Here is a 17,264-nt window from a genome sequence, read left to right as displayed (position 1 = left end):
CACAATCTTTTCCTGATACGGGATCCGCGATGAGCCAAACAGCGCCGTTGGACCAGATAGCCATCGAGCTTGTCCGCAACGCCTTCCATTCCATCTGCGATGAAATGGCCGAGTCGCTGGTGCGTTCCAGCCACTCGCCGAATATCAAGGAGCGGCGCGACTGCTCATGCAGCGTCTATGACGTGGCCGGCGATATCGCCGTGCAGGCGGAGCATATTCCCATCCATCTCGGTGTGATGGCGGGGGCGCTGCGCCATATCCTGGCGGCGTTCCCGGCGGCGGAGATGGCGCCGGGAGACGTGTTCCTGGTCAACGATCCGTATTACGGCGCCAATCACCTGCCGGATTTTATCGTCGCGGGACCCTTGTTCGCCGGCGGCCGGATGGTCGGCTTCGGCGCCAGCATGGCGCACCATACCGACGTGGGCGGCCTGACGCCGCGCAGCATGCCCGCCACCGCCACCGAGATCTTCCACGAGGGCCTGCGCATTCCGCCGGTGAAACTGGCGGCCGCCGGCCTGGTGGATAACAATATCCTGACCATTATCGCCGCCAACTCGCGCCTGCCCGACGAGCGCATGGCGGATCTCGGCGCGCAAATCGCCACCATCCGCGTCGCCCAGAGCCGCATTGACGAACTGGCGCGCCGCTATGATACCGATCAGCTGCGTTACGCCCTGGCCGAGATTATCCGCCGGTCGGAGGCGGCGACCCGCGCCTGTATCGCCGCGCTGCCCGACGAGGTTTGGTACGGCGCGGCGGCGGCGGATTTCGGCGGCGAGATGATCCCGCTGCGGGTGGCGATTTCCCATCAGGGCGATCGCCTGAAGATTGATTTCTCCGGCAGCGGCCCGCAGACCAACAGCCCGTTTAATTCCTGCCTGGCCAATACGCTGGCCTGCGTCTACATGGCCATCCGCATCACCCTGGCGCAGGGCATCCCGGCCAACGCCGGCATGTACCGCGCCCTTGAGATCGCCATTCCCGCGGGTTCCATTCTCAACCCCGTTTTCCCGGCGGCCATTTCCGCCGCCACCCAGGTGTCCTATCATACCTTTGAGGCGCTGATGGACGCGCTGTCCGCCTTTGCGCCGGAACGGGTGCTGGCCGGCACCGGCGGCGGCGGGGTGTTTTCCTTCGGCGGCACGAACCCGCTGACCGGCCGGCTTTTTGCCTATGGCGAGGCGCTGGGCGGCGGTTCGGGCGCCAGCAACGTGGCCGACGGCGAGAGCGGCATGATCCCGCCGGTGGCCAATTTGCACGACACGCCGGTGGAAGTGCTGGAAATGAGTTTGCCGGTGCGTATTTTACGTTATGAACTGGTGCCGGGTTCCGCAGGCGCCGGACGCCAGCGCGGCGGCTTTGGCCTGCGCCGGGAATTCCAGGTGCTGACGCCGGTGCGCTGCTCTTTCCAGGTCAGCATGCCCACGCACGGGCCGGGCGGCCTGCTGGGCGGCGGCGCCGGCGCGCCGACGCGCATTACCGTCACCGCCCCGGACGCCGCGCCGTTGTCCATCACGGGTTTTAGCGAACTCTCCGCGGCGGCGGGCACGGTCATCCGGGTGGAAACGGCGGGCGGCGGCGGCTACGGCCCGCCGTGCGAACGCGCCGCGCCGGCGCGCGCGCAGGACCGGCTATACGGCTATGGCGATATCCACATCAGGGAGGCTCAGGCATGAGCGGATTACTGGCCGCCGTTGACGTCGGCGGCACCTTTATCGACGTGGTGGTGACCCATCCCGCCACCGGCGAAACCCGCATCGCCAAAGTCCTTCACCGCAAGGGCGATCAGGGCAATGACATCCTGGCGGCGCTGGACGGGCTGGCGCGGCAGATGAATGCCGGCGCCGCCGACATCGATGCCGCGGTGGTGGGCACCACCGTGGTGACCAATGCCTTGCTGGAAGGCGCGCTGGCCAAGACCGCCCTGGTGACCACGGCGGGCTTTCGCGATGTGCTGGAAATTGCCCGCATGACCCGGCCGTCCTCCTATGATTTGCACGCCCGGCGCGCGCCGGTGGTGGCGCCCCGGCATTTGCGCCTGGAGGTGCCGGAACGCCTCGATCATCGTGGCGAGGTGCTGCTGCCCCTGGATGAGGCCGCGCTGGACCGCTGTATCGAACAGCTGCTTGAGGAAAAAGTGGAGGCGGTGGCGGTCAGCCTGCTGTTTTCCTTCGTCAATCCCGACCATGAGCGGCGTATCCTGGAAAAGCTGGCGGTGCTGGGGGTGCCGGTCTCGTTGTCCTCCGACGTGTTGCCGGTATTCCGCGAATACGAACGCACCGCCACCACGGTGCTGAACGCCGCCACCATGCCGGTGATGGCGCAGTTTTTAGCCGGCCTGCAAACCCTGAAAGACCAGGGACCGGCCCGGGCCTTTATCATGGGATCGGCCGGCGGCTGCCTGACCTTTGCCGAAGCCCGCCGTTTCCCGATAAAATGCGCCATGTCCGGCCCCGCCGGCGGGGCGGTGGGCGCGCTGGATCTCTGCGCCCGCCATGGCCTGGGGGAAGCGCTGACGCTGGATATCGGCGGCACCAGTTCGGATATCGCCCTGCTGCGCAACGGCGCCATCCCGGTGACCGACGAGCGGGCGATCGGCGGCTATCCGGTGGCGGTGGCCTCGGCGGAAATTGAAACCATCGGCGCCGGCGGCGGTTCGATAGCGTATCTGGACCGCGCCGGATCCCTGAAGGTCGGGCCGCGCAGCGCCGGCTCGACGCCGGGGCCGGTGAGCTACGGCCGCGGCGGCGAACTGCCCACCGTCACCGACGCGCATGTGGCGCTCAATCGCCTGGGGGTCGACAGCATGCTCGGCGGCGGATTCCCCCTCGACCGGGAGGCGGCCGTCGCCGCCATCGGACGGCATATCGCCGCGCCCCTGGGCGTCAGCTGGCAGCGGGCGGCGCACGGCATATTGCAAATCACCACCGCCAATATCGTGCGCGCCATCCGCGCCATGTCGGTGGAACGCGGTCACGATCCGCGCGCCATGACGCTTATCGCCTTCGGCGGCGCCGGCCCGCTGCACGCCGTCGACGTGGCGCGCGCGCTTGAGATTCCGCGCGTGCTGATTCCGTATTTTTCCGGCGTGTTTTCGGCCCACGGTATTTTGTCGGTGGATATCGCCTATGACGCCCAGCGCACCTGGCTGCGGGAGCTGTCCGCCATCGATGCCCACGCACTGGCGGAACTGACCGACGAGATGCTCGGCGCGCTGCTGGCCCGCGCCGCCGAAGACGGGTTTAGCGCCGGCGACCTGGCCATCGCCTGGTCGGCCGACCTGCGCTATCGCGGCCAGTCCCATGCGCTGACCGTGGCGCTGCCGTCGCCGGACGCGGCGGGCCTGGCCGTCAGCCGCTCGGCGTTTTTGGCCGAGCATCTGCTGCGCTACGGCCACGCCTCCGCCACTGCGGCGGTGGAGCTGCTCAACCTGCGGCTGAAAATCAGCCGGCCGCGCGGGGGCGGCGGCGAGGTCGGCGCTGCGCCCGCGACGGCGGCCGAACCGGCCGGTCAACGCGATATCTGGCTTGATGAGGCCGAATGCGTCGCCTGCCCGGTCTATCAGCGCGCCACGCTGCCGGACCACTGGCGCGCCACAGGCCCGCTGGTGATTGAACAGTTCGACGCCGTGACCGTACTCGGCCGCGGCGATATCGCCGAGGTCCTGCCCGGCACGCGCGCCTTATCGATTCGCATCCACCCACACACCGACTGAAACCATTCACCCGAAGGAGCACCCTATGAGATTTTCTGCTAAGCACGGCGCGGCGCTGATTGTACTGGCCGCCAGCCTGACCGTCGCCGCCCTATCGGCCCAGGCGCAGGGCCTGACCCAGCTGCGCGTTGGCGCCGATCCCAGCTACCGGCCGATATCCTTCGTCGATCCGTCGGGCAAGCTTATCGGTTTCGACGCCGATTTCGCCGCCGCCCTCGGCCAGCATATGGGGGTGCCAGTGTCCTATGAGGGCATGGCGTGGGACGGTATTATCCCGTCGCTCCAGGGCGGAAAAATAGACGCCATCACCAATCTGGTGATAAGCGACGAGCGCAAGAAAGTCGTGGCGTTTTCCCAGCCGATCATGACGCAAACGATTGTCGCGGTGGTGCGCGCCGACAGCCAGCATCCGCAGGCGGCCGCCGCCGACCTGCCGGGGCTTAAGGTCGGGGTGATGGTCAACACTGCCGCCGCCACCGCGTTGCAGGGTATGAAGGGGGTAACGCCGGCCACCTATAACACCGTGGTGGACGCCTATAATGATCTGATGCTCGGGCGCATCGACGTGGTGGCGGTGGAAAGCGTTAATGGTACCTATATTGCCGCCAGCCAGTATGCCGGCAAGCTGAAAGTGGTGCCGAAGCCGCTCACCGACGATGTGAAGCTGAACGGCGTGGCGCTGCGCAAGCAGGATACCGACGGGCTGGCGCAGGTTAACGCCGCCATTGATAAAATGAAGTCGGACGGCACCCTGGCCGCCATCGCCACCAAGTGGTTCGGCAATACCTTGAATGTGCCACACTGATTGTACTGCCAACGTTACCCATGAGGTCAACAGATGCCGGAAATGACGGAAACGCCGTCGGTGGCGCCAGAGCCGCCGATCCTGCGGATTAGCCAGCTCTGCAAGTCGTTTAACGGCGTGCCTGTCCTGACCGATGTCAATCTTGATATCGCGCGCGGGGAAACCGTGGCGGTGATTGGCCCCAGCGGGGCCGGCAAGACCACGTTGCTGCGCTGCGTCAATTTTTTAAATACCTACGACAGCGGCAGCGTGACCCTGCGCGGCGAGCAAATCGGCTACCGGCAGTTGGGCAACCGGCGGGTGGAGGATAGCGACGCCAATATCAGCCGGATGCGCCGTAAAACCGGCATGGTGTTTCAGCGGTTTGCGCTGTTTCCGCACCTGAGCGTGCTGGAAAACCTGATTGAGGGACCGACGCGGGTGCTGGGACAATCCCATCGCGAGGCGGTGGCGCGCGCGACCGCGACGCTTGCGTCTGTGGGACTGGCGGATAAGGCCCATGCCTACCCGGCCCGGCTTTCCGGCGGCCAGCAGCAGCGGGTCGGCATTGCGCGCGCCCTGTGTATGGAACCGGACGTGCTGCTGTTTGACGAGGTGACCTCGGCGCTGGACCCGGAACTGGTGGGCGAGGTGCTGGCGGTGATGCGCCGCCTCAGCGAGGAGGGGCGTACCATGCTGATGGTCACCCACGAGCTGCGCTTTGCCCGCGATGTGGCCGATCGCATCGTGTTTATGGAGCAGGGACGCGTGGTGGCCGACCTGCCGGCCCGGCAGTTTTTTGCCGAGCCGCCCAACGAGCGTATCCGGGCGTTCCTGACGGCCAGCGAGGCAAAATAAGCGCGCCGGCGACGGCAATATTTAATCTTGATACAGGATGGCGCGGGTTATGATGGAATTTGTGGCGGCCTATTCGCCGCTGTATTTGCAGGGCGTGCTGGTCGGTCTTTCTTTAACCGTCTTCGCTATGGCGGGCGCCCTGGTCATCGGTTTGCTGGTGGCGCTCGGGCGTTTATCCCGGCGGATGCCGGTGCGGCTGTTTTGTCTGGCGTATGTCACTGTTTTTCGCGGCGTGCCGCCGCTGGTATTGCTGTATCTGGTGTATTTCGGCTTGCCGGCCTGGGCCAGCCAGGCCGGCAGCCCGCTGCTGATAAGCCTGCTCAGCCCGCTGGATAACCGGCTGCTGGCGGCGACCCTGGCGTTTGCGGTTAACGCCGGCGCCTATACCGCGGAAAGCATTCGCGCCAGCATTACCTCGATTCACAGCGAGCAGATGGAGGCCGCCCGCTCCATCGGCATGACCTATCCGCAGGCCATGCGGCGCATTATCCTGCCGCAGGCGCTGCGGGTGGCGTTTCCGCCGTTGTGTAATGAGTTTATCATCGTGCTTAAGGGAACGTCGCTGGCGTCGGTTATCGGCGTTACCGAGCTGATGCGCAATGCCCAGATGGTGGCATCGGCCACTTTCCTTAATCTTCAGGCCTACCTGCTGGCCGCCGCGTTTTATGTGGTGCTGGTGATCCTGCTGCAAGTGCTCGCCAGCGCCGTCGAACGCCGCCTGAGCCTGCCGAAAGGCTAAGGCGCTACGCTTTACTCTCCTTGCCCCTCATTCCCGCGTCAGGCTTGGGTACGGTCAGCGCCGGCCAAACCGCCATCCAGGTGGCCGCGATAGCGTGCAGATCATCCCGGCTGGCGCCTTCGCGCGCCTGTACCGACATGCCGTGCAGCGCGCAGACCAGATTCTTGGCCAGGCCTGCCGCGTCAATATCCGCCGCCAGCTCTCCCGTCGTCTGGCGCTGGCGGAAAAATGCCAGCAGCATATCCTCCTGCCGGTGATGGCGAGCGCGCAGCATCAGCGCCACGTCGTGCGAGGACGAAGACAGCGCCGCAGAGGTGCAGATTAAAAAGCAGCCCGGCGGCAGCGTCTCATTGGTAAACATCGCTGCGGCGTCGCGCAGGTAATCCCGCAGTACCTCATCCAGCGGGCGGCCCGCATCGGCCAGCAGGTTTTTACCCCGCTCGGCGTACAGCGCGATATAACGTTCGGCGGCGGCGCGAAACAGCCCCTCCTTATTACCGAACGCGCTATAAAGCGTCGGCGCCTTGGCGCCGGTGGCCGCCACCAGATCGGACATGGAGGTGGCTTCATAGCCATGGCGCCAGAACAGTTCCAGCGCTTTATCCAGGGCGCACTCCCGGCTGAACTGTTTTGGCCGGCCCGGTCCTTTGGCGGTTTTGACACACGCAGTCAGATGTGTGTCCATAAAATCCTCTCTTAATGATGGTGATGTATCAGTATATAATTAACGATCATTAAGAAAATTACAAGCACCACGTGGCAACGCAGGGGTATGACGCATTGCCAGGGAGGTTGTAACGGGGATAAAAACAAAAAAATTTCAACTTTAATCGTATTGTTATCAGCCGCTTAATTATTAAATTAACGATCGATAATAAAAAGAGGTTGCGTGCCGCGCCGCTGGAGGATAGTATTTAGTTATCGAACGTTAAGAAATTAACGTCGCCAACTGAATCCTGACTAACTTTAGAGAGTACATATCATGAAAAACGTAAAATATGCCGTTGCCGCCATCGCCCTGAGCGTTGTTTCTTTCGGTAGCTTCGCCGCCGACCTGGTTAACGCCGCACCGGCCGACCAACAGCAGGTCGGGGTGATTTCCGCCACCGGCGGCAGCAACCTGTCCTCGCTGGAAAGCCAACTGGCCGATAAAGCCGCGCAGTCCGGCGCCAAGTCGTTCCAGATCACCTCGACTACCGGCCAGAATAACCTGCACGGCACCGCGGTGATTTATCAATAAGTGTGGCCGGCCGCGGGGCCTATCCCCCGCGCCGCAGATAAATAACAAACCCACAATCGTTAATTATGCGCTTACCCGCGGATAATGATAATGTCATTTGAATACAGAGAGTCGCTATCATGAAAAACGTAAAATATGCCGTTGCCGCCATCGCCCTGAGCGCTATTTCCTTCGGTAGCTTCGCCGCCGACCTGGTTAATTCAGCGCCGGCCAACCAGCGCCAGGTCGGGGTGATTTCCGCCACCGGCGGCAGCAACCTGTCCTCGCTGGAAAGCCAGCTGGCCGATAAAGCCGCCCAGTCCGGCGCCAAGTCGTTCCAGATCACCTCGACCACCGGTCAGAATAACCTGCACGGCACCGCGGTTATTTATGAATAATATAAAAAGAACGGAAGCGCCGTTTAACCGGCCTTCCGTTCTTTTTTATTCGCTATTATTGCGCCGTCAGCGCGGCGTCTTCATAGTTTCGCCCGCCGTTAACCTCCCTGTTTATCCGCCGCGTTCGCGTGCTCATCGCTTGTCAAATCACTTATTCAAATGAACCCAGATAATCGCTTTTACCTATAGCCAGGCCCTGGTTACGCAGGATGTCATAGGCCGTGGTGATATGGAAAAACAGGTTCGGCAACGCCAGGCGGAATAAATAATCATAGCCGGTGAAGGTTTTCGCCGTACCGCGCATATTCATCACGATGGGCCTTTCGCCGCTATGGGCAAACTGATCCTGGGACAGGCTGTTGAGGTAGGTGATGGTTTTGGCGATACGCTCCTGCAACTGCTCAAAGGTGGTCTCGGTATCGGGAAAACTGGGAATGTCGCCGCCGGACAGGCGCGCCGCGCAGGATTTTGCCGCGTCGCTGGACGACTGCACCTGCCGGGCCAGGCTGAACATATCGGGGGCCAGGCGGGCGTTGACCAGTTGGGATTCGTCGATGCCCTGCTCGGCGGCGTAAGCGACCGCTTTATGCAGCAGCGCGGACAGATTGTTCAGCGCCCGGATAAATACCGGGATCGAAGCCTGGTAGTAGGTCAGGTCATGTTGTGCCGGATTAGCCATTTTTCGTCTTCTCATCGTTATCGGACATCAGGATAGACAGCGGGCCGTTGATTCTGCCCGCCATCAACTTAGGGCGCGGCATCCGGCCCGTCAATGGTTTTTTAACGATCGCTATGAAATGTGATAACCCGGCGGCATTGGTTTCAGGTACGGCATACGCAGGCCAACGCCTCAGCCGGCCCGGTCGCGGGCCAGGCAGGCCAGGCGCCGTTCATCAACCCGCTTGGCGAACCAGGCGGTGGTCAGCTTGCGGGTTATTTTCGGGCTTTCCAGGGTAATGCCCGGCAGTATGGCGCGCGGCAACGGCTGGCCCTGGGTTTTATCGGCCAGGGCAAACACGCGCCGGTAAAGATCCGTTTCTTCAAAATCCAAACGTTCGCCCTTTTCCAGCGCCCGGCGGATGGCCGCGTCGCCGATATCCAGACGCTTGCCGATCGCCCGTACGGCCAGTTCCGTGGCGCTCGCCGCATCCGACCCATAGTTAACCAGATCGCCGTCAAGCGCCAACTGCTTGCCGGAGAGGCGATTGACGGCATTCTGGAACGCGGCGTTGCGGCTGGCATACCAGCCGGCGTTGAAATCGGCGAAGCGGAAGATCTGCCGGGGATAATGGGTAGGGTAGCCGAGTAAATGCACAATGCCGAAATACATGCCGCCGCGCCGGCTGAACACTTCGTGGCGGATCGAGCCCTCGATGGGGTAGGGATAGCCGTCGGCGTGTTCGGCGGCGAAGGCGATGCTGACCTGCATCGGCCCGCCGGTATGGACCGGGTTCAGGTTGCCGAACAGTTTTTGCCCCATCGGCACCATGCCGATAAAGTCCTCGAAAATGCCGCTCAGTTCCTTTTCATTGCGCACGTTGTCCAGGCGTTCGCTATAGGTCTTGCCGTTGGGCGAATTGATATGCAGCGCCGCATGGACCACGATCGCCGGGATATGCGCCTGCGCGGCGCGGCGGTCGATTTCATCCCAGGCTATCTTGCCCAGGCCCGCTACCGGCGCGTCGGCCTGCAGCCCTGATTCCTGCTGGGCTACCGCCAGTACCGAGCAGATATTCTCGCTATTGGGGTCGATATTGCGAACGGCGAACGCCGTATAGATATCCTTGGCCCAGCCCGCGCGATCGGCGGTATTGGCCGGCAGTAACCGGATGATATGCGCCTGGACGTCCGCCGGCTGCGGCTTGGCGGGCTGGCGCTGCTGGCTGCCGCAGCCGGCCAGCGCCAGCAGCAGGGCGATGCCCGCCCAGGGGCGGCAGGCGCGCGATAATGCCGCCGCCGGGCGGTTTCCCGCTTGGCCGCCGATCCTGTCGGCGACCTGGGCAACAGGTGAAAATGAGATAACGCGGTATAAAAGCATGGCTTTCCTGTTAAACCTGACGGGGACGGCGGGACAACGCACAATGCAGCAGCCCCGAGATAAGCAGCGCCGGCAGGGTGGCGCCCACCTGCGGCAACCAGTGCGACATGGCCTGGTAGACCGCGATGCCGCAGACCCAGGCCAGGAAGGCCCGCCATGACAAGGCGGCGCCCGGGGCCAGGTCATGGCGGCGGCGCACCAGGAAATGTTCCACCAGCACCACGCCGAACAGGGGCGCGAACACCGACCCGATCAGCAGCAGAAAGTTTTCATACTGCGACAGCGGCACCCGCCAGGCTATCAGCGTACAGGCCAGGCCGATAACCAGGGTCAGCGGTTTCACCCGCAGCGGCACCAGCAGCGCCGACGACAGCGCCGCCGAATGGATATCGGCAAAGGCGTTTTCATTTTCATCGATAAGGATAAGCAAAAGGGGAATGCCCATGGCGGCGCCCGATAACGCCACCAGCAGCGCGCTGGTATCGTTATTGCTGACGAACGCCAGGGCATAGGCGCCGCCCAGGGCCATGATCCACAGACTGCCGCACAGATAGCCGGCCAGGGTGCCGAAAAAGGTTTGCCGGGCGCTTTTGCCGAAACGGGTGTAATCCCCCACCAGCGGCAGCCAGGATAAGGCCATGGAAATCACGATATCGCAGCCCGCCGCAAACGGCAGCGTGCCGTCGCCGGGGCTGGCGGCCAGCGCGCCCATATCCGCCCGCCGCCATAACGACCAGCTCAGCCAGCCGCAGGCAATAATCAACAGCCAGATGCCGAAGCGCCGCAGCACCACCCGGATAAACGCCAGCGGCCCCGACAACGCCAGCGCCGTGGCGCACAGGCCGAACAGCCAGGTCCACAGAATGGGATTCGCCCACGGACTGCCGCCGCCCAGGGCGCGCGTCGCCAGCAGGCTGGCCGCGTCACGCATCATCACAATTTCAAACGCGCCCCAGCCGACCAGCTGCAAAAAGTTGAGCAGCGCGGGTACCGACGCGCCGGTGTTACCCAGGCTGAAGGCCATGCCCGCCATGGACGATCGCCCGGTGTCATAACCGATAACGCCTGACAGCGCCAGCAGCACGCAGCCGGCCAGCGATCCGATGGCGATGGCGGACAGGGCGCCCAGCATGCCCAGGCCCGGCGTAAGAAGGGCGCCGGCCTGCAACACCGCCAGCCCCAGGCCTAAAGAGAACCATAAGGAAAAAAGATCCCGCCAGCCCAATACGCGCCCGCCAGGGGCAATCAACCGGTCGGGGGCATAAGTATCACTGTTTTTCATGGGGTTATCTGTTCGCACAAGGATAAGCGAGCATAGCATAGCCCGCGCGCGCCGTCGGCTAATCCCGGCGCCGGCGTCAATCCGGCTTGCCTTGCAGCGCGAGCTGCGTCAGCCACAGGCGGGTATCGAATTCCAACTGGTGATAGCGCGGCTCCATATGGCAGCAAAGCTGATAGAACGCCTTGTCATGCTCTTTCTCTTTCAGGTGGGCCAGCTCATGCACCACGATCATGCGCAGAAAATCCGCCGGCGCGGTTTTGAATACCGTGGCGATGCGGATCTCCGCCTTGGCTTTCAGCCTGCCGCCCTGCACGCGCGATACCGCGGTGTGCAAACCCAGCGCATTCTTCAGCACGTGGATTTTACTGTCCCAGGCGACTTTATTGATCGGGGCCGCGTTGCGCAGGTAGCGGTTTTTCAGCTCCAGCGTATATGCGTACAGCGCCTTGTCGCTGGCGATCTCATGCGCGGCGGGATAGCGCTGCGCCAGCACCGCCGCCAGCCGCTGCTCCGCGATAAGCGTGCGCACCTGGGCGAGGAGGTGCTCCGGGTAACCCTGCAAATAGATAAGTGGTGTCATAAGTGCCCTGTTGCGCGGCAAAAGATGCCGACCCGGCTAAGGGTAACGGATCCCGGGTGTAAAACCAACGGCCGCGGCCGCGTCGCCCCGGTGTTATCGCCGGCCCGTAATGTGCGTCAGTTCACCCTCTGCCGCGCTACGCCCGCCTGATGTTCCAAAATGAAACCTTATCCGCGCCGCAACGTTCCAAAACGGAACTATTTACGTCGTTATCCCGTCCGGCCAAAGCTGCCTTATAGTCATGATCTATTCCTATTCATCTGGCGGAGCAGCGTATGAAAAAATTAATCAATAGCGTTGAAACGGTGTTGCAGGAACAGCTCAACGGCCTGGTAGAGGCGCATCCCACACTGGCATTGCACCAGGAACCGCTGTTTATCACCCGCGCCGACGCGCCGGTGGCGGGGCGGGTGGCGCTGATGTCCGGCGGCGGCAGCGGCCATGAGCCGATGCACTGCGGTTATATCGGCCAGGGTATGCTGGCCGGCGCCTGCCCCGGGGAAATCTTCACCTCGCCCACGCCGGATCAGATGTATGAATGCGGGCAGGCGATTGACGGCGGCCAGGGCGTATTGATGCTGATTAAAAACTATACCGGCGATATCCTTAATTTCGAGACGGCGGCGGAATTGCTGCACGCCAGCGGCACGGCGGTGGCGACCCTGGTGGTCGACGATGACGTGGCGGTAAAGGACAGCCTGTTTACCACCGGGCGGCGTGGCGTGGCCAATACCGTGTTGCTGGAGAAATTGCTGGGCGCGGCGGCGGCGCGCGGCGACTCGCTCGATGATTGCGCGGCGCTTGGGGAGCGCATCAACAACCAGGGGCATTCCCTGGGCATCGCCCTGGGCGCCTGCACCGTGCCCGCCGCCGGTAAACCGTCGTTTGCGCTGGCGGACAACGAGATGGAATTCGGCATCGGCATCCACGGCGAGCCGGGCATCGAGCGCCGTCCGTTTATCTCGCTTAACGACACGGTGGATACCCTGTTCGCCACCCTTATCGAAAACGGCGGCTACCAGCGCACCCTGCGGCACTGGGATCGCCAGGCGGGCGATTGGCGTGAAACCCGCCAGTCCAAGCAGCCGTTGGCAAAAGGCGATCGGGTTATTGCGCTGGTCAATAACCTGGGGTCGACGCCGCTGTCGGAGCTGTATGGCGTCTGGCATCGCCTGGCGGAGCGCTGCGCGGCGTTCGGCCTGCAGGTGGAACGTAAATTAATCGGTTCCTATTGCACTTCGCTGGATATGCAAGGCATGTCCATCACCCTGCTGAAGGTGGATGACGCGCTGCTGGAACTGTGGGATGCGCCGGTCAACACGCCGGCCCTGCGCTGGGGCTGTTAATTTATGGAGGCAATAATGGTTATTACCAGACAGCATATCGTCAGTTGGCTGCAACTGTGCGCCGAGGTGTTCACCGAACAGCGGGACTTCCTTACCCAACTGGATTCGGATATCGGCGACGGCGATCACGGTCTGAATATGAACCGCGGTTTTAATAAGGTACTGGAGAAATTGCCTTCAGTCGCGGACAAGGATATCGGCTTTATCCTCAAGAATACCGGCATGACGCTGTTGTCGAGCGTGGGCGGCGCCAGCGGCCCGTTGTTCGGCACCTTCTTTATCCGCGCCGCCCAAAGCGCCAACGCCAAACAAAGCCTCGATTTGCCGGCCCTGTGCCAGATGCTGAAGGAGGGCGTGGAAGGGGTGGTCATGCGCGGCAAGGCTGAACCCGGTGACAAGACCATGTGCGACGTCTGGGTGCCGGTGGTCGAGCAACTGGAACAGGACAGCCGGGACCACCTGGCGTTGCCCGACGCCCTGCGCCAGGCCGTCGAGCGGGCGCAGCGGGCGCTGGAGTCCACCATCACCATGCAGGCGCGTAAAGGACGGGCCAGCTATCTGGGCGCACGCAGCATCGGCCACCAGGATCCCGGCGCCACCTCGGCGATGCTGATGATCCAGGCGCTTTACCAGGTGACGACCCGTTAGTCGCAAGCCCGGGCGGGCAGGAGGAAAGATGGTCAATATCGTGGTAGTGTCCCATAGCCTTCTTCTGGCGCAGGGCGTAGCTGAGCTGGCTGAACAAATGATCCAGGGCGGCTGCCGGCTGGTTATCGCCGCCGGGGTGGACGACGGCGATCATCCCATCGGCACCGATGCGGTCAAGGTGATGGACGCCATTGAATCGGCGGACGATCCCTCCGGGGTGCTGGTGCTGATGGATCTCGGCAGCGCCCTGTTGAGCGCGGAAACCGCACTGGAACTGCTGGACCCCGCGCTGGCGCAGCGGGTAACGCTGTGCGCCGCGCCGCTGGTGGAAGGCACCCTGGCGGCGGTGGTGGCGGCGTCGGCGGGGGGTAGCCTGGCGCAGGTGAAGGCGGAGGCGCTGGGCGCGCTGGCGGCTAAGGCCCGCCAGCTTGGCGAGCCGGATGACGCCGGCGACGAGGGGCCGGGCAAGACGGTAATGCCCGCCGACAGCCAAAGCGTCAGCTGGACGGTGCTTAACCCGAACGGACTCCATGTCCGTCCGGCGGCGCGGCTGGCCGGGGTATTGGCGCCGTTTAAGGCGGACCTGCGTCTTGAAAAGGGCGGGCGCGGCGTCGACCCGCGCAGTCTTAACCAACTGGCGACGCTGCAAATCCGCCAGGGCGATACCCTGCGCCTGCTGGCCAGCGGACCGGAGGCGGGGGCGGCGCTGGACGCGTTTATCGCCCTGGCGCGCCGGGGTTTCGGCGAACAGGTCGACGTGCGCGCCGGCATGACGCTTACCGGCATACCGGTTCCCCCCGGCGGTATTCGCGCGCCGGTGCTGAAGCTGCGTCCGGCCCGTTATCATGCGCGGCCGGAGACGATTTCGCGCCACCAGATAACCGGACAGCAGCAGCGGCTGCGTTCGGCGCTGGCGGCGACCCGCGGCGATCTGCGGCGGCTGGCGCATCGGGCCGGCGATGCCATGGGGCCGGATCAGGCGGCCATTTTCAGCGCCCACGCGCTGCTGATTGAGGATGCGGATCTGCTGCGGGCGCTGGATCAACGCATCGCAACGGAACTCTCCAGCGCCGAGGCGGCGGCGTCGCGGGAACTGATGGCCATGGTCGACGAGTACCGCGCGATGGAGGACCCCTACCTGCGCGCCAGGGAACTGGATATCCGCGATATCCTCAACCGGGTACTGGGACATCTTGGCGCCGGGCCGGTGGCGCCGCCCGGCATTGGCGACGGCGACGGCGTGCTGCTGGTGGCCGAGGAACTGATGCCTTCCGAGATGCTTGGCCTGGAACGGCAAAAGGTGAAAGGCATTTGCCTGAGCGCGGGGAATATCTGGTCGCATAGCGCCATCCTGGCGCGGGCGCTGGGCATACCGATGGTGGTGGGCGTGAGCGGATGTTTACAGGCCACCCGCAACGGCCAAACGGCGGCGCTGGACATGGCCACCGGCATCCTCACCGTCGACAAGCCCGCCGGCGGTAAAAAAGCGGGGGCGGAGGAGAGCGAAGACAAAAAGCCGCGCGGCGGCGCGCTGGTTTAACGCCAGGCGCTTTCGCAACGATGTTTGGCGCGAGTATTTTTCCGGCGCCGGCGGCAGCGGACCCGCCCGCCGGCGCTTATTCCGCCTCGGCGCCCGTTTTAAACCGCGCCATTTCCAGATGGTATTGCTTCACCTTGCGCCAAAGCGTGGTGCGGCCGATGCCCAGCAGCGGCGCCATTTCGTTTAGCTGCCCCCGGCATACCAGCGCCGCGCGGATAATCGCCTGGCGCTCCAGGTCCGGAAACGACAGCACCGGCTGCGACGCGGGCGCGTCCGGTTCCACCAGCGCCCGTTCCTGCAGCAAATGCTCCGGCAGATCGTTAAGCTCGATACGATTGTTGCGGCAGGTCATGGCGGCGCGCTCCACCACGCTTTTCAACTCCTGATCGTTGCCCGGCCAGGGGTACAGGCACAGCTGGCGAATGACGTCCCCGCCAATCTGGTAACGGCACTGGAAATGGCGGCCCAGCGCCTGCAGGCTGTCCTGCACCAGCACGGGAATATCCTGCGTCCGCAGGCGCAGCGGCGGGATATGCAGTTCAAAGGATTGCAGCGTGTAAAACAGCTGGCGGCGAAAACGGTTTTGCTTGACCAGCAGCGGCAGATCGGCGCCGGTGGCGGCGATGACCCGCACATTCACCGGGATCACCCGGTTCGAATTGACGCGCATCAGCATGCCGGTCTTGATGATTTGCAGCAGGGCTGACTGCATTTCCGGCGACAGATATTCCACCTGTTCCAGATACAGGGTGCCGCCGTTGGCGAGTTCGAATTTACTCGGCTGCCCGGCCTCGCCCTCGCTGGCATCGCTGCCGAGAAATTCCCGCGCCATCAAATCCTGCGGCAGCGCCTGGCAGTTCAGGGCGATAAACGGACCCTGCGCGCGTTCGCCGCCGTTATGGATGGCCTGTCCCAGCCGCTGCTTGCCCACGCCTTCCTCGCCGTGCAGCAGCATGGGATGGCTGCCTTTGGCCGCCTGTTTGCCATAACGCACCAGCCGCCGCATTTCCAGCGACGCCAGCGGCATATCCGCAAAGGTATAACTCACCCGGCCCAACTGGTTATGCACCAACTGCTGCAGAAGCTCCTGCGGGTGAAGCAGGGCGATAAAACCGCAGCGATCGCCGTCGGGGATAGGTTTTAGCGTCAGCAGCGCCGGGATAAACTGCTGCCGGTTCTCAAACGTGACCTGTACATGGCTCAACGGGCTGCGGTTATGCATGGCCTGGATCACCAGCGCCGGCAGCGTCAGCAGCGCCAGCACCGGCTTGCCGAGGCTTTCCGTTTCATCGAGGCGCAGCATGGCCGCCGCGCGCGCGTTAAGGTATTGCAGGCAACCGTGCTGATCCCAGGCCAATACGCCGTCTTCCACGCCGTCGAGCAGGGCGTTGAGCGCGTTAAGGTGGCGGTTGGTTTCGGCCAGCAGGCTGTCGGCGTGCAGGTAATTGCCCACTTCGCGCGCCAGCACCAGCGTCAGCGACAGATCGCTGGCGGCCTTGTCCTCCACCAGGCTGGCCAGCACGATGACCGCCCGCTGGCGGCCGCCGTTGTCGTACACCGGGGCGGCGCAAAAGTGCCACGGGTGCAGCGCCTGGCGAAAATGCTGCGCCCCCGCCAGTTGCACCGGATAGCCCCCGGCGATGGCCAGCGCCGGCGCGTTGGTGCCGATCAGGCCTTCGGTCCAGTAACTGCCGGGGCCGATGCCCAGCGCCTCCAGCCGGGCCTGGGTAAACGGATGGCCGCACGCCCACAGGGTACAGCCGCTTTCATCCAGGATCAGCAACGCGCAGGGCCGCGACTCCATATACTCATACGCATCCTCCAGCGCCGCCTGTCCCAGCACCAGCAAATCGTCCTTACGCCGGCAAATGGAAGCAAAGGTCACGCCGGCGGCCCGGTGCGCGGGACGCCAGTCGGCGGGCTGCATCAGTTTGCGGCAGCGGCGCCAGGATTCCTCCAGGGCCGGAACGGCGCACGCCGGTTCCCGCTTGGGCGGGTCGTCGCGGCCAGGGTGGGGCAAGGCTGTTTTCAGCACCAAGGTATCGTCTCCCCGGATTAACGGCATCAAGGGAGCTATTACTCCAGAATCCCGGCGGGATTTCTGTTAAGCCTCA

Annotated in this window: 16 protein-coding genes; 10 read left to right on the top strand and 6 right to left on the bottom strand. The window is 63.7% G+C overall.

Annotated features, from left to right (window positions below; translation table 11 throughout):
- Nucleotides 1-29 precede the first annotated feature (29 nt).
- From ACL2XG_RS13475 to ACL2XG_RS13455, 5 genes are read left to right on the top strand one after another with little or no spacing between them, the layout of a single operon-like run.
- Nucleotides 30-1,679 carry a hydantoinase B/oxoprolinase family protein gene (locus tag ACL2XG_RS13475; RefSeq protein ID WP_413721979.1) on the top strand — a complete coding sequence of 550 codons (1,650 nt, stop codon included), beginning with the start codon at nt 30-32 and terminating at the stop codon, nt 1,677-1,679.
- Nucleotides 1,676-3,718: a hydantoinase/oxoprolinase family protein gene (locus ACL2XG_RS13470; RefSeq protein ID WP_413721980.1), complete on the top strand. Its 2,043-nt coding sequence runs from the start codon at nt 1,676-1,678 to the stop codon at nt 3,716-3,718. Before ACL2XG_RS13475 ends, ACL2XG_RS13470 begins: the two co-directional genes overlap by 4 nt.
- A 25-nt stretch (nt 3,719-3,743) precedes the next feature.
- On the top strand, nt 3,744-4,523 hold the full coding sequence (locus ACL2XG_RS13465; protein ID WP_413721981.1) for an ABC transporter substrate-binding protein: 780 nt from the start codon (nt 3,744-3,746) through the stop codon (nt 4,521-4,523).
- Between the two features lie 42 nt (nt 4,524-4,565).
- Nucleotides 4,566-5,360 (top strand): amino acid ABC transporter ATP-binding protein, encoded by a 795-nt coding sequence (locus tag ACL2XG_RS13460; protein WP_410016646.1) that lies wholly within the window; start codon nt 4,566-4,568, stop codon nt 5,358-5,360.
- Nucleotides 5,361-5,409: 49 nt separating this feature from the next.
- Nucleotides 5,410-6,099: an amino acid ABC transporter permease gene (locus ACL2XG_RS13455; protein WP_410012392.1), complete on the top strand. Its 690-nt coding sequence runs from the start codon at nt 5,410-5,412 to the stop codon at nt 6,097-6,099.
- Nucleotides 6,100-6,103: 4 nt separating this feature from the next.
- Here the strand turns inward: ACL2XG_RS13455 and ACL2XG_RS13450 are convergent, their stop codons facing one another.
- Entirely contained in the window at nt 6,104-6,784 is a 681-nt protein-coding gene (locus tag ACL2XG_RS13450) for a TetR/AcrR family transcriptional regulator (protein WP_413721982.1), read from the bottom strand.
- A gap of 297 nt (nt 6,785-7,081) precedes the next feature.
- Between ACL2XG_RS13450 and bhsA (ACL2XG_RS13445) the strand changes: the two genes are divergently transcribed.
- Nucleotides 7,082-7,339 carry a multiple stress resistance protein BhsA gene (gene bhsA / locus ACL2XG_RS13445; RefSeq protein WP_413721983.1) on the top strand — a complete coding sequence of 86 codons (258 nt, stop codon included), beginning with the start codon at nt 7,082-7,084 and terminating at the stop codon, nt 7,337-7,339.
- A gap of 119 nt (nt 7,340-7,458) precedes the next feature.
- On the top strand, nt 7,459-7,716 hold the full coding sequence (gene bhsA, locus ACL2XG_RS13440; protein ID WP_410012389.1) for a multiple stress resistance protein BhsA: 258 nt from the start codon (nt 7,459-7,461) through the stop codon (nt 7,714-7,716).
- Nucleotides 7,717-7,867: 151 nt separating this feature from the next.
- Here bhsA (ACL2XG_RS13440) and ACL2XG_RS13435 read toward each other — a convergent pair whose 3' ends face one another.
- The 4 genes from ACL2XG_RS13435 to ACL2XG_RS13420 form a co-directional block, all read right to left on the bottom strand.
- Complete coding sequence (locus ACL2XG_RS13435) at nt 7,868-8,395, bottom strand: DUF1993 family protein (protein WP_410012388.1); 528 nt, start codon at nt 8,393-8,395, stop codon at nt 7,868-7,870.
- Nucleotides 8,396-8,566: 171 nt separating this feature from the next.
- Nucleotides 8,567-9,754, bottom strand: coding sequence for a DUF1615 domain-containing protein (locus ACL2XG_RS13430; protein ID WP_410012387.1), 1,188 nt, complete (start codon nt 9,752-9,754; stop codon nt 8,567-8,569).
- Nucleotides 9,755-9,764: 10 nt separating this feature from the next.
- Nucleotides 9,765-11,036, bottom strand: a complete 1,272-nt coding sequence (cytX, locus tag ACL2XG_RS13425) for a putative hydroxymethylpyrimidine transporter CytX (RefSeq protein ID WP_413721984.1) — start codon at nt 11,034-11,036, stop codon at nt 9,765-9,767.
- 76 nt (nt 11,037-11,112) lie between these two features.
- The gene (locus ACL2XG_RS13420; RefSeq protein WP_413721985.1) at nt 11,113-11,616 is read right to left on the bottom strand and encodes a YgjP-like metallopeptidase domain-containing protein; all 504 of its coding nucleotides are present in this window, start codon (nt 11,614-11,616) and stop codon (nt 11,113-11,115) included.
- 275 nt (nt 11,617-11,891) lie between these two features.
- Here ACL2XG_RS13420 and dhaK point away from each other — a divergent pair, with 275 nt between their 5' ends.
- Genes dhaK through dhaM form a run of 3 tightly spaced genes read left to right on the top strand, consistent with a single transcriptional unit; the run spans nt 11,892 to nt 15,150 of the window.
- Nucleotides 11,892-12,962 carry a dihydroxyacetone kinase subunit DhaK gene (dhaK, locus tag ACL2XG_RS13415; RefSeq protein ID WP_410012384.1) on the top strand — a complete coding sequence of 357 codons (1,071 nt, stop codon included), beginning with the start codon at nt 11,892-11,894 and terminating at the stop codon, nt 12,960-12,962.
- A 15-nt stretch (nt 12,963-12,977) separates the two neighbouring features.
- Nucleotides 12,978-13,610, top strand: coding sequence for a dihydroxyacetone kinase subunit DhaL (dhaL, locus tag ACL2XG_RS13410; protein ID WP_410012383.1), 633 nt, complete (start codon nt 12,978-12,980; stop codon nt 13,608-13,610).
- A gap of 28 nt (nt 13,611-13,638) precedes the next feature.
- On the top strand, nt 13,639-15,150 hold the full coding sequence (gene dhaM / locus ACL2XG_RS13405) for a dihydroxyacetone kinase phosphoryl donor subunit DhaM (RefSeq protein ID WP_413721986.1): 1,512 nt from the start codon (nt 13,639-13,641) through the stop codon (nt 15,148-15,150).
- 76 nt (nt 15,151-15,226) lie between these two features.
- Here the strand turns inward: dhaM and dhaR are convergent, their stop codons facing one another.
- Nucleotides 15,227-17,215 (bottom strand): dihydroxyacetone kinase operon transcriptional regulator DhaR, encoded by a 1,989-nt coding sequence (dhaR, locus tag ACL2XG_RS13400; RefSeq protein WP_413723537.1) that lies wholly within the window; start codon nt 17,213-17,215, stop codon nt 15,227-15,229.
- Nucleotides 17,216-17,264: the final 49 nt, after the last annotated feature.

Origin of the sequence: Sodalis sp. RH24 (genome assembly GCF_047324145.1) — a bacterium.
GTDB lineage: Bacteria > Pseudomonadota > Gammaproteobacteria > Enterobacterales > Enterobacteriaceae > Acerihabitans.
The sequence above is the reverse complement of the archived record's forward strand: the minus strand, read 5'-3'. Positions and strand labels throughout refer to the sequence as shown.

Excerpts from the sequence above, each read along its gene's own strand:
- dhaR (WP_413723537.1), bottom strand. The coding sequence starts at position 17,215 with ATGCCGTTAATCCGGGGAGACGATACCTTGGTGCTGAAAACAGCCTTG.
- bhsA (WP_413721983.1), top strand. The coding sequence starts at position 7,082 with ATGAAAAACGTAAAATATGCCGTTGCCGCCATCGCCCTGAGCGTTGTT.
- ACL2XG_RS13455 (WP_410012392.1), top strand. The coding sequence starts at position 5,410 with ATGATGGAATTTGTGGCGGCCTATTCGCCGCTGTATTTGCAGGGCGTG.
- ACL2XG_RS13460 (WP_410016646.1), top strand. The coding sequence starts at position 4,566 with ATGACGGAAACGCCGTCGGTGGCGCCAGAGCCGCCGATCCTGCGGATT.
- ACL2XG_RS13430 (WP_410012387.1), bottom strand. The coding sequence starts at position 9,754 with ATGCTTTTATACCGCGTTATCTCATTTTCACCTGTTGCCCAGGTCGCC.
- ACL2XG_RS13420 (WP_413721985.1), bottom strand. The coding sequence starts at position 11,616 with ATGACACCACTTATCTATTTGCAGGGTTACCCGGAGCACCTCCTCGCC.
- ACL2XG_RS13475 (WP_413721979.1), top strand. The coding sequence starts at position 30 with ATGAGCCAAACAGCGCCGTTGGACCAGATAGCCATCGAGCTTGTCCGC.
- ACL2XG_RS13450 (WP_413721982.1), bottom strand. The coding sequence starts at position 6,784 with ATGGACACACATCTGACTGCGTGTGTCAAAACCGCCAAAGGACCGGGC.
- bhsA (WP_410012389.1), top strand. The coding sequence starts at position 7,459 with ATGAAAAACGTAAAATATGCCGTTGCCGCCATCGCCCTGAGCGCTATT.
- dhaL (WP_410012383.1), top strand. The coding sequence starts at position 12,978 with ATGGTTATTACCAGACAGCATATCGTCAGTTGGCTGCAACTGTGCGCC.
- ACL2XG_RS13470 (WP_413721980.1), top strand. The coding sequence starts at position 1,676 with ATGAGCGGATTACTGGCCGCCGTTGACGTCGGCGGCACCTTTATCGAC.
- dhaK (WP_410012384.1), top strand. The coding sequence starts at position 11,892 with ATGAAAAAATTAATCAATAGCGTTGAAACGGTGTTGCAGGAACAGCTC.
- dhaM (WP_413721986.1), top strand. The coding sequence starts at position 13,639 with ATGGTCAATATCGTGGTAGTGTCCCATAGCCTTCTTCTGGCGCAGGGC.
- ACL2XG_RS13465 (WP_413721981.1), top strand. The coding sequence starts at position 3,744 with ATGAGATTTTCTGCTAAGCACGGCGCGGCGCTGATTGTACTGGCCGCC.
- cytX (WP_413721984.1), bottom strand. The coding sequence starts at position 11,036 with ATGAAAAACAGTGATACTTATGCCCCCGACCGGTTGATTGCCCCTGGC.
- ACL2XG_RS13435 (WP_410012388.1), bottom strand. The coding sequence starts at position 8,395 with ATGGCTAATCCGGCACAACATGACCTGACCTACTACCAGGCTTCGATC.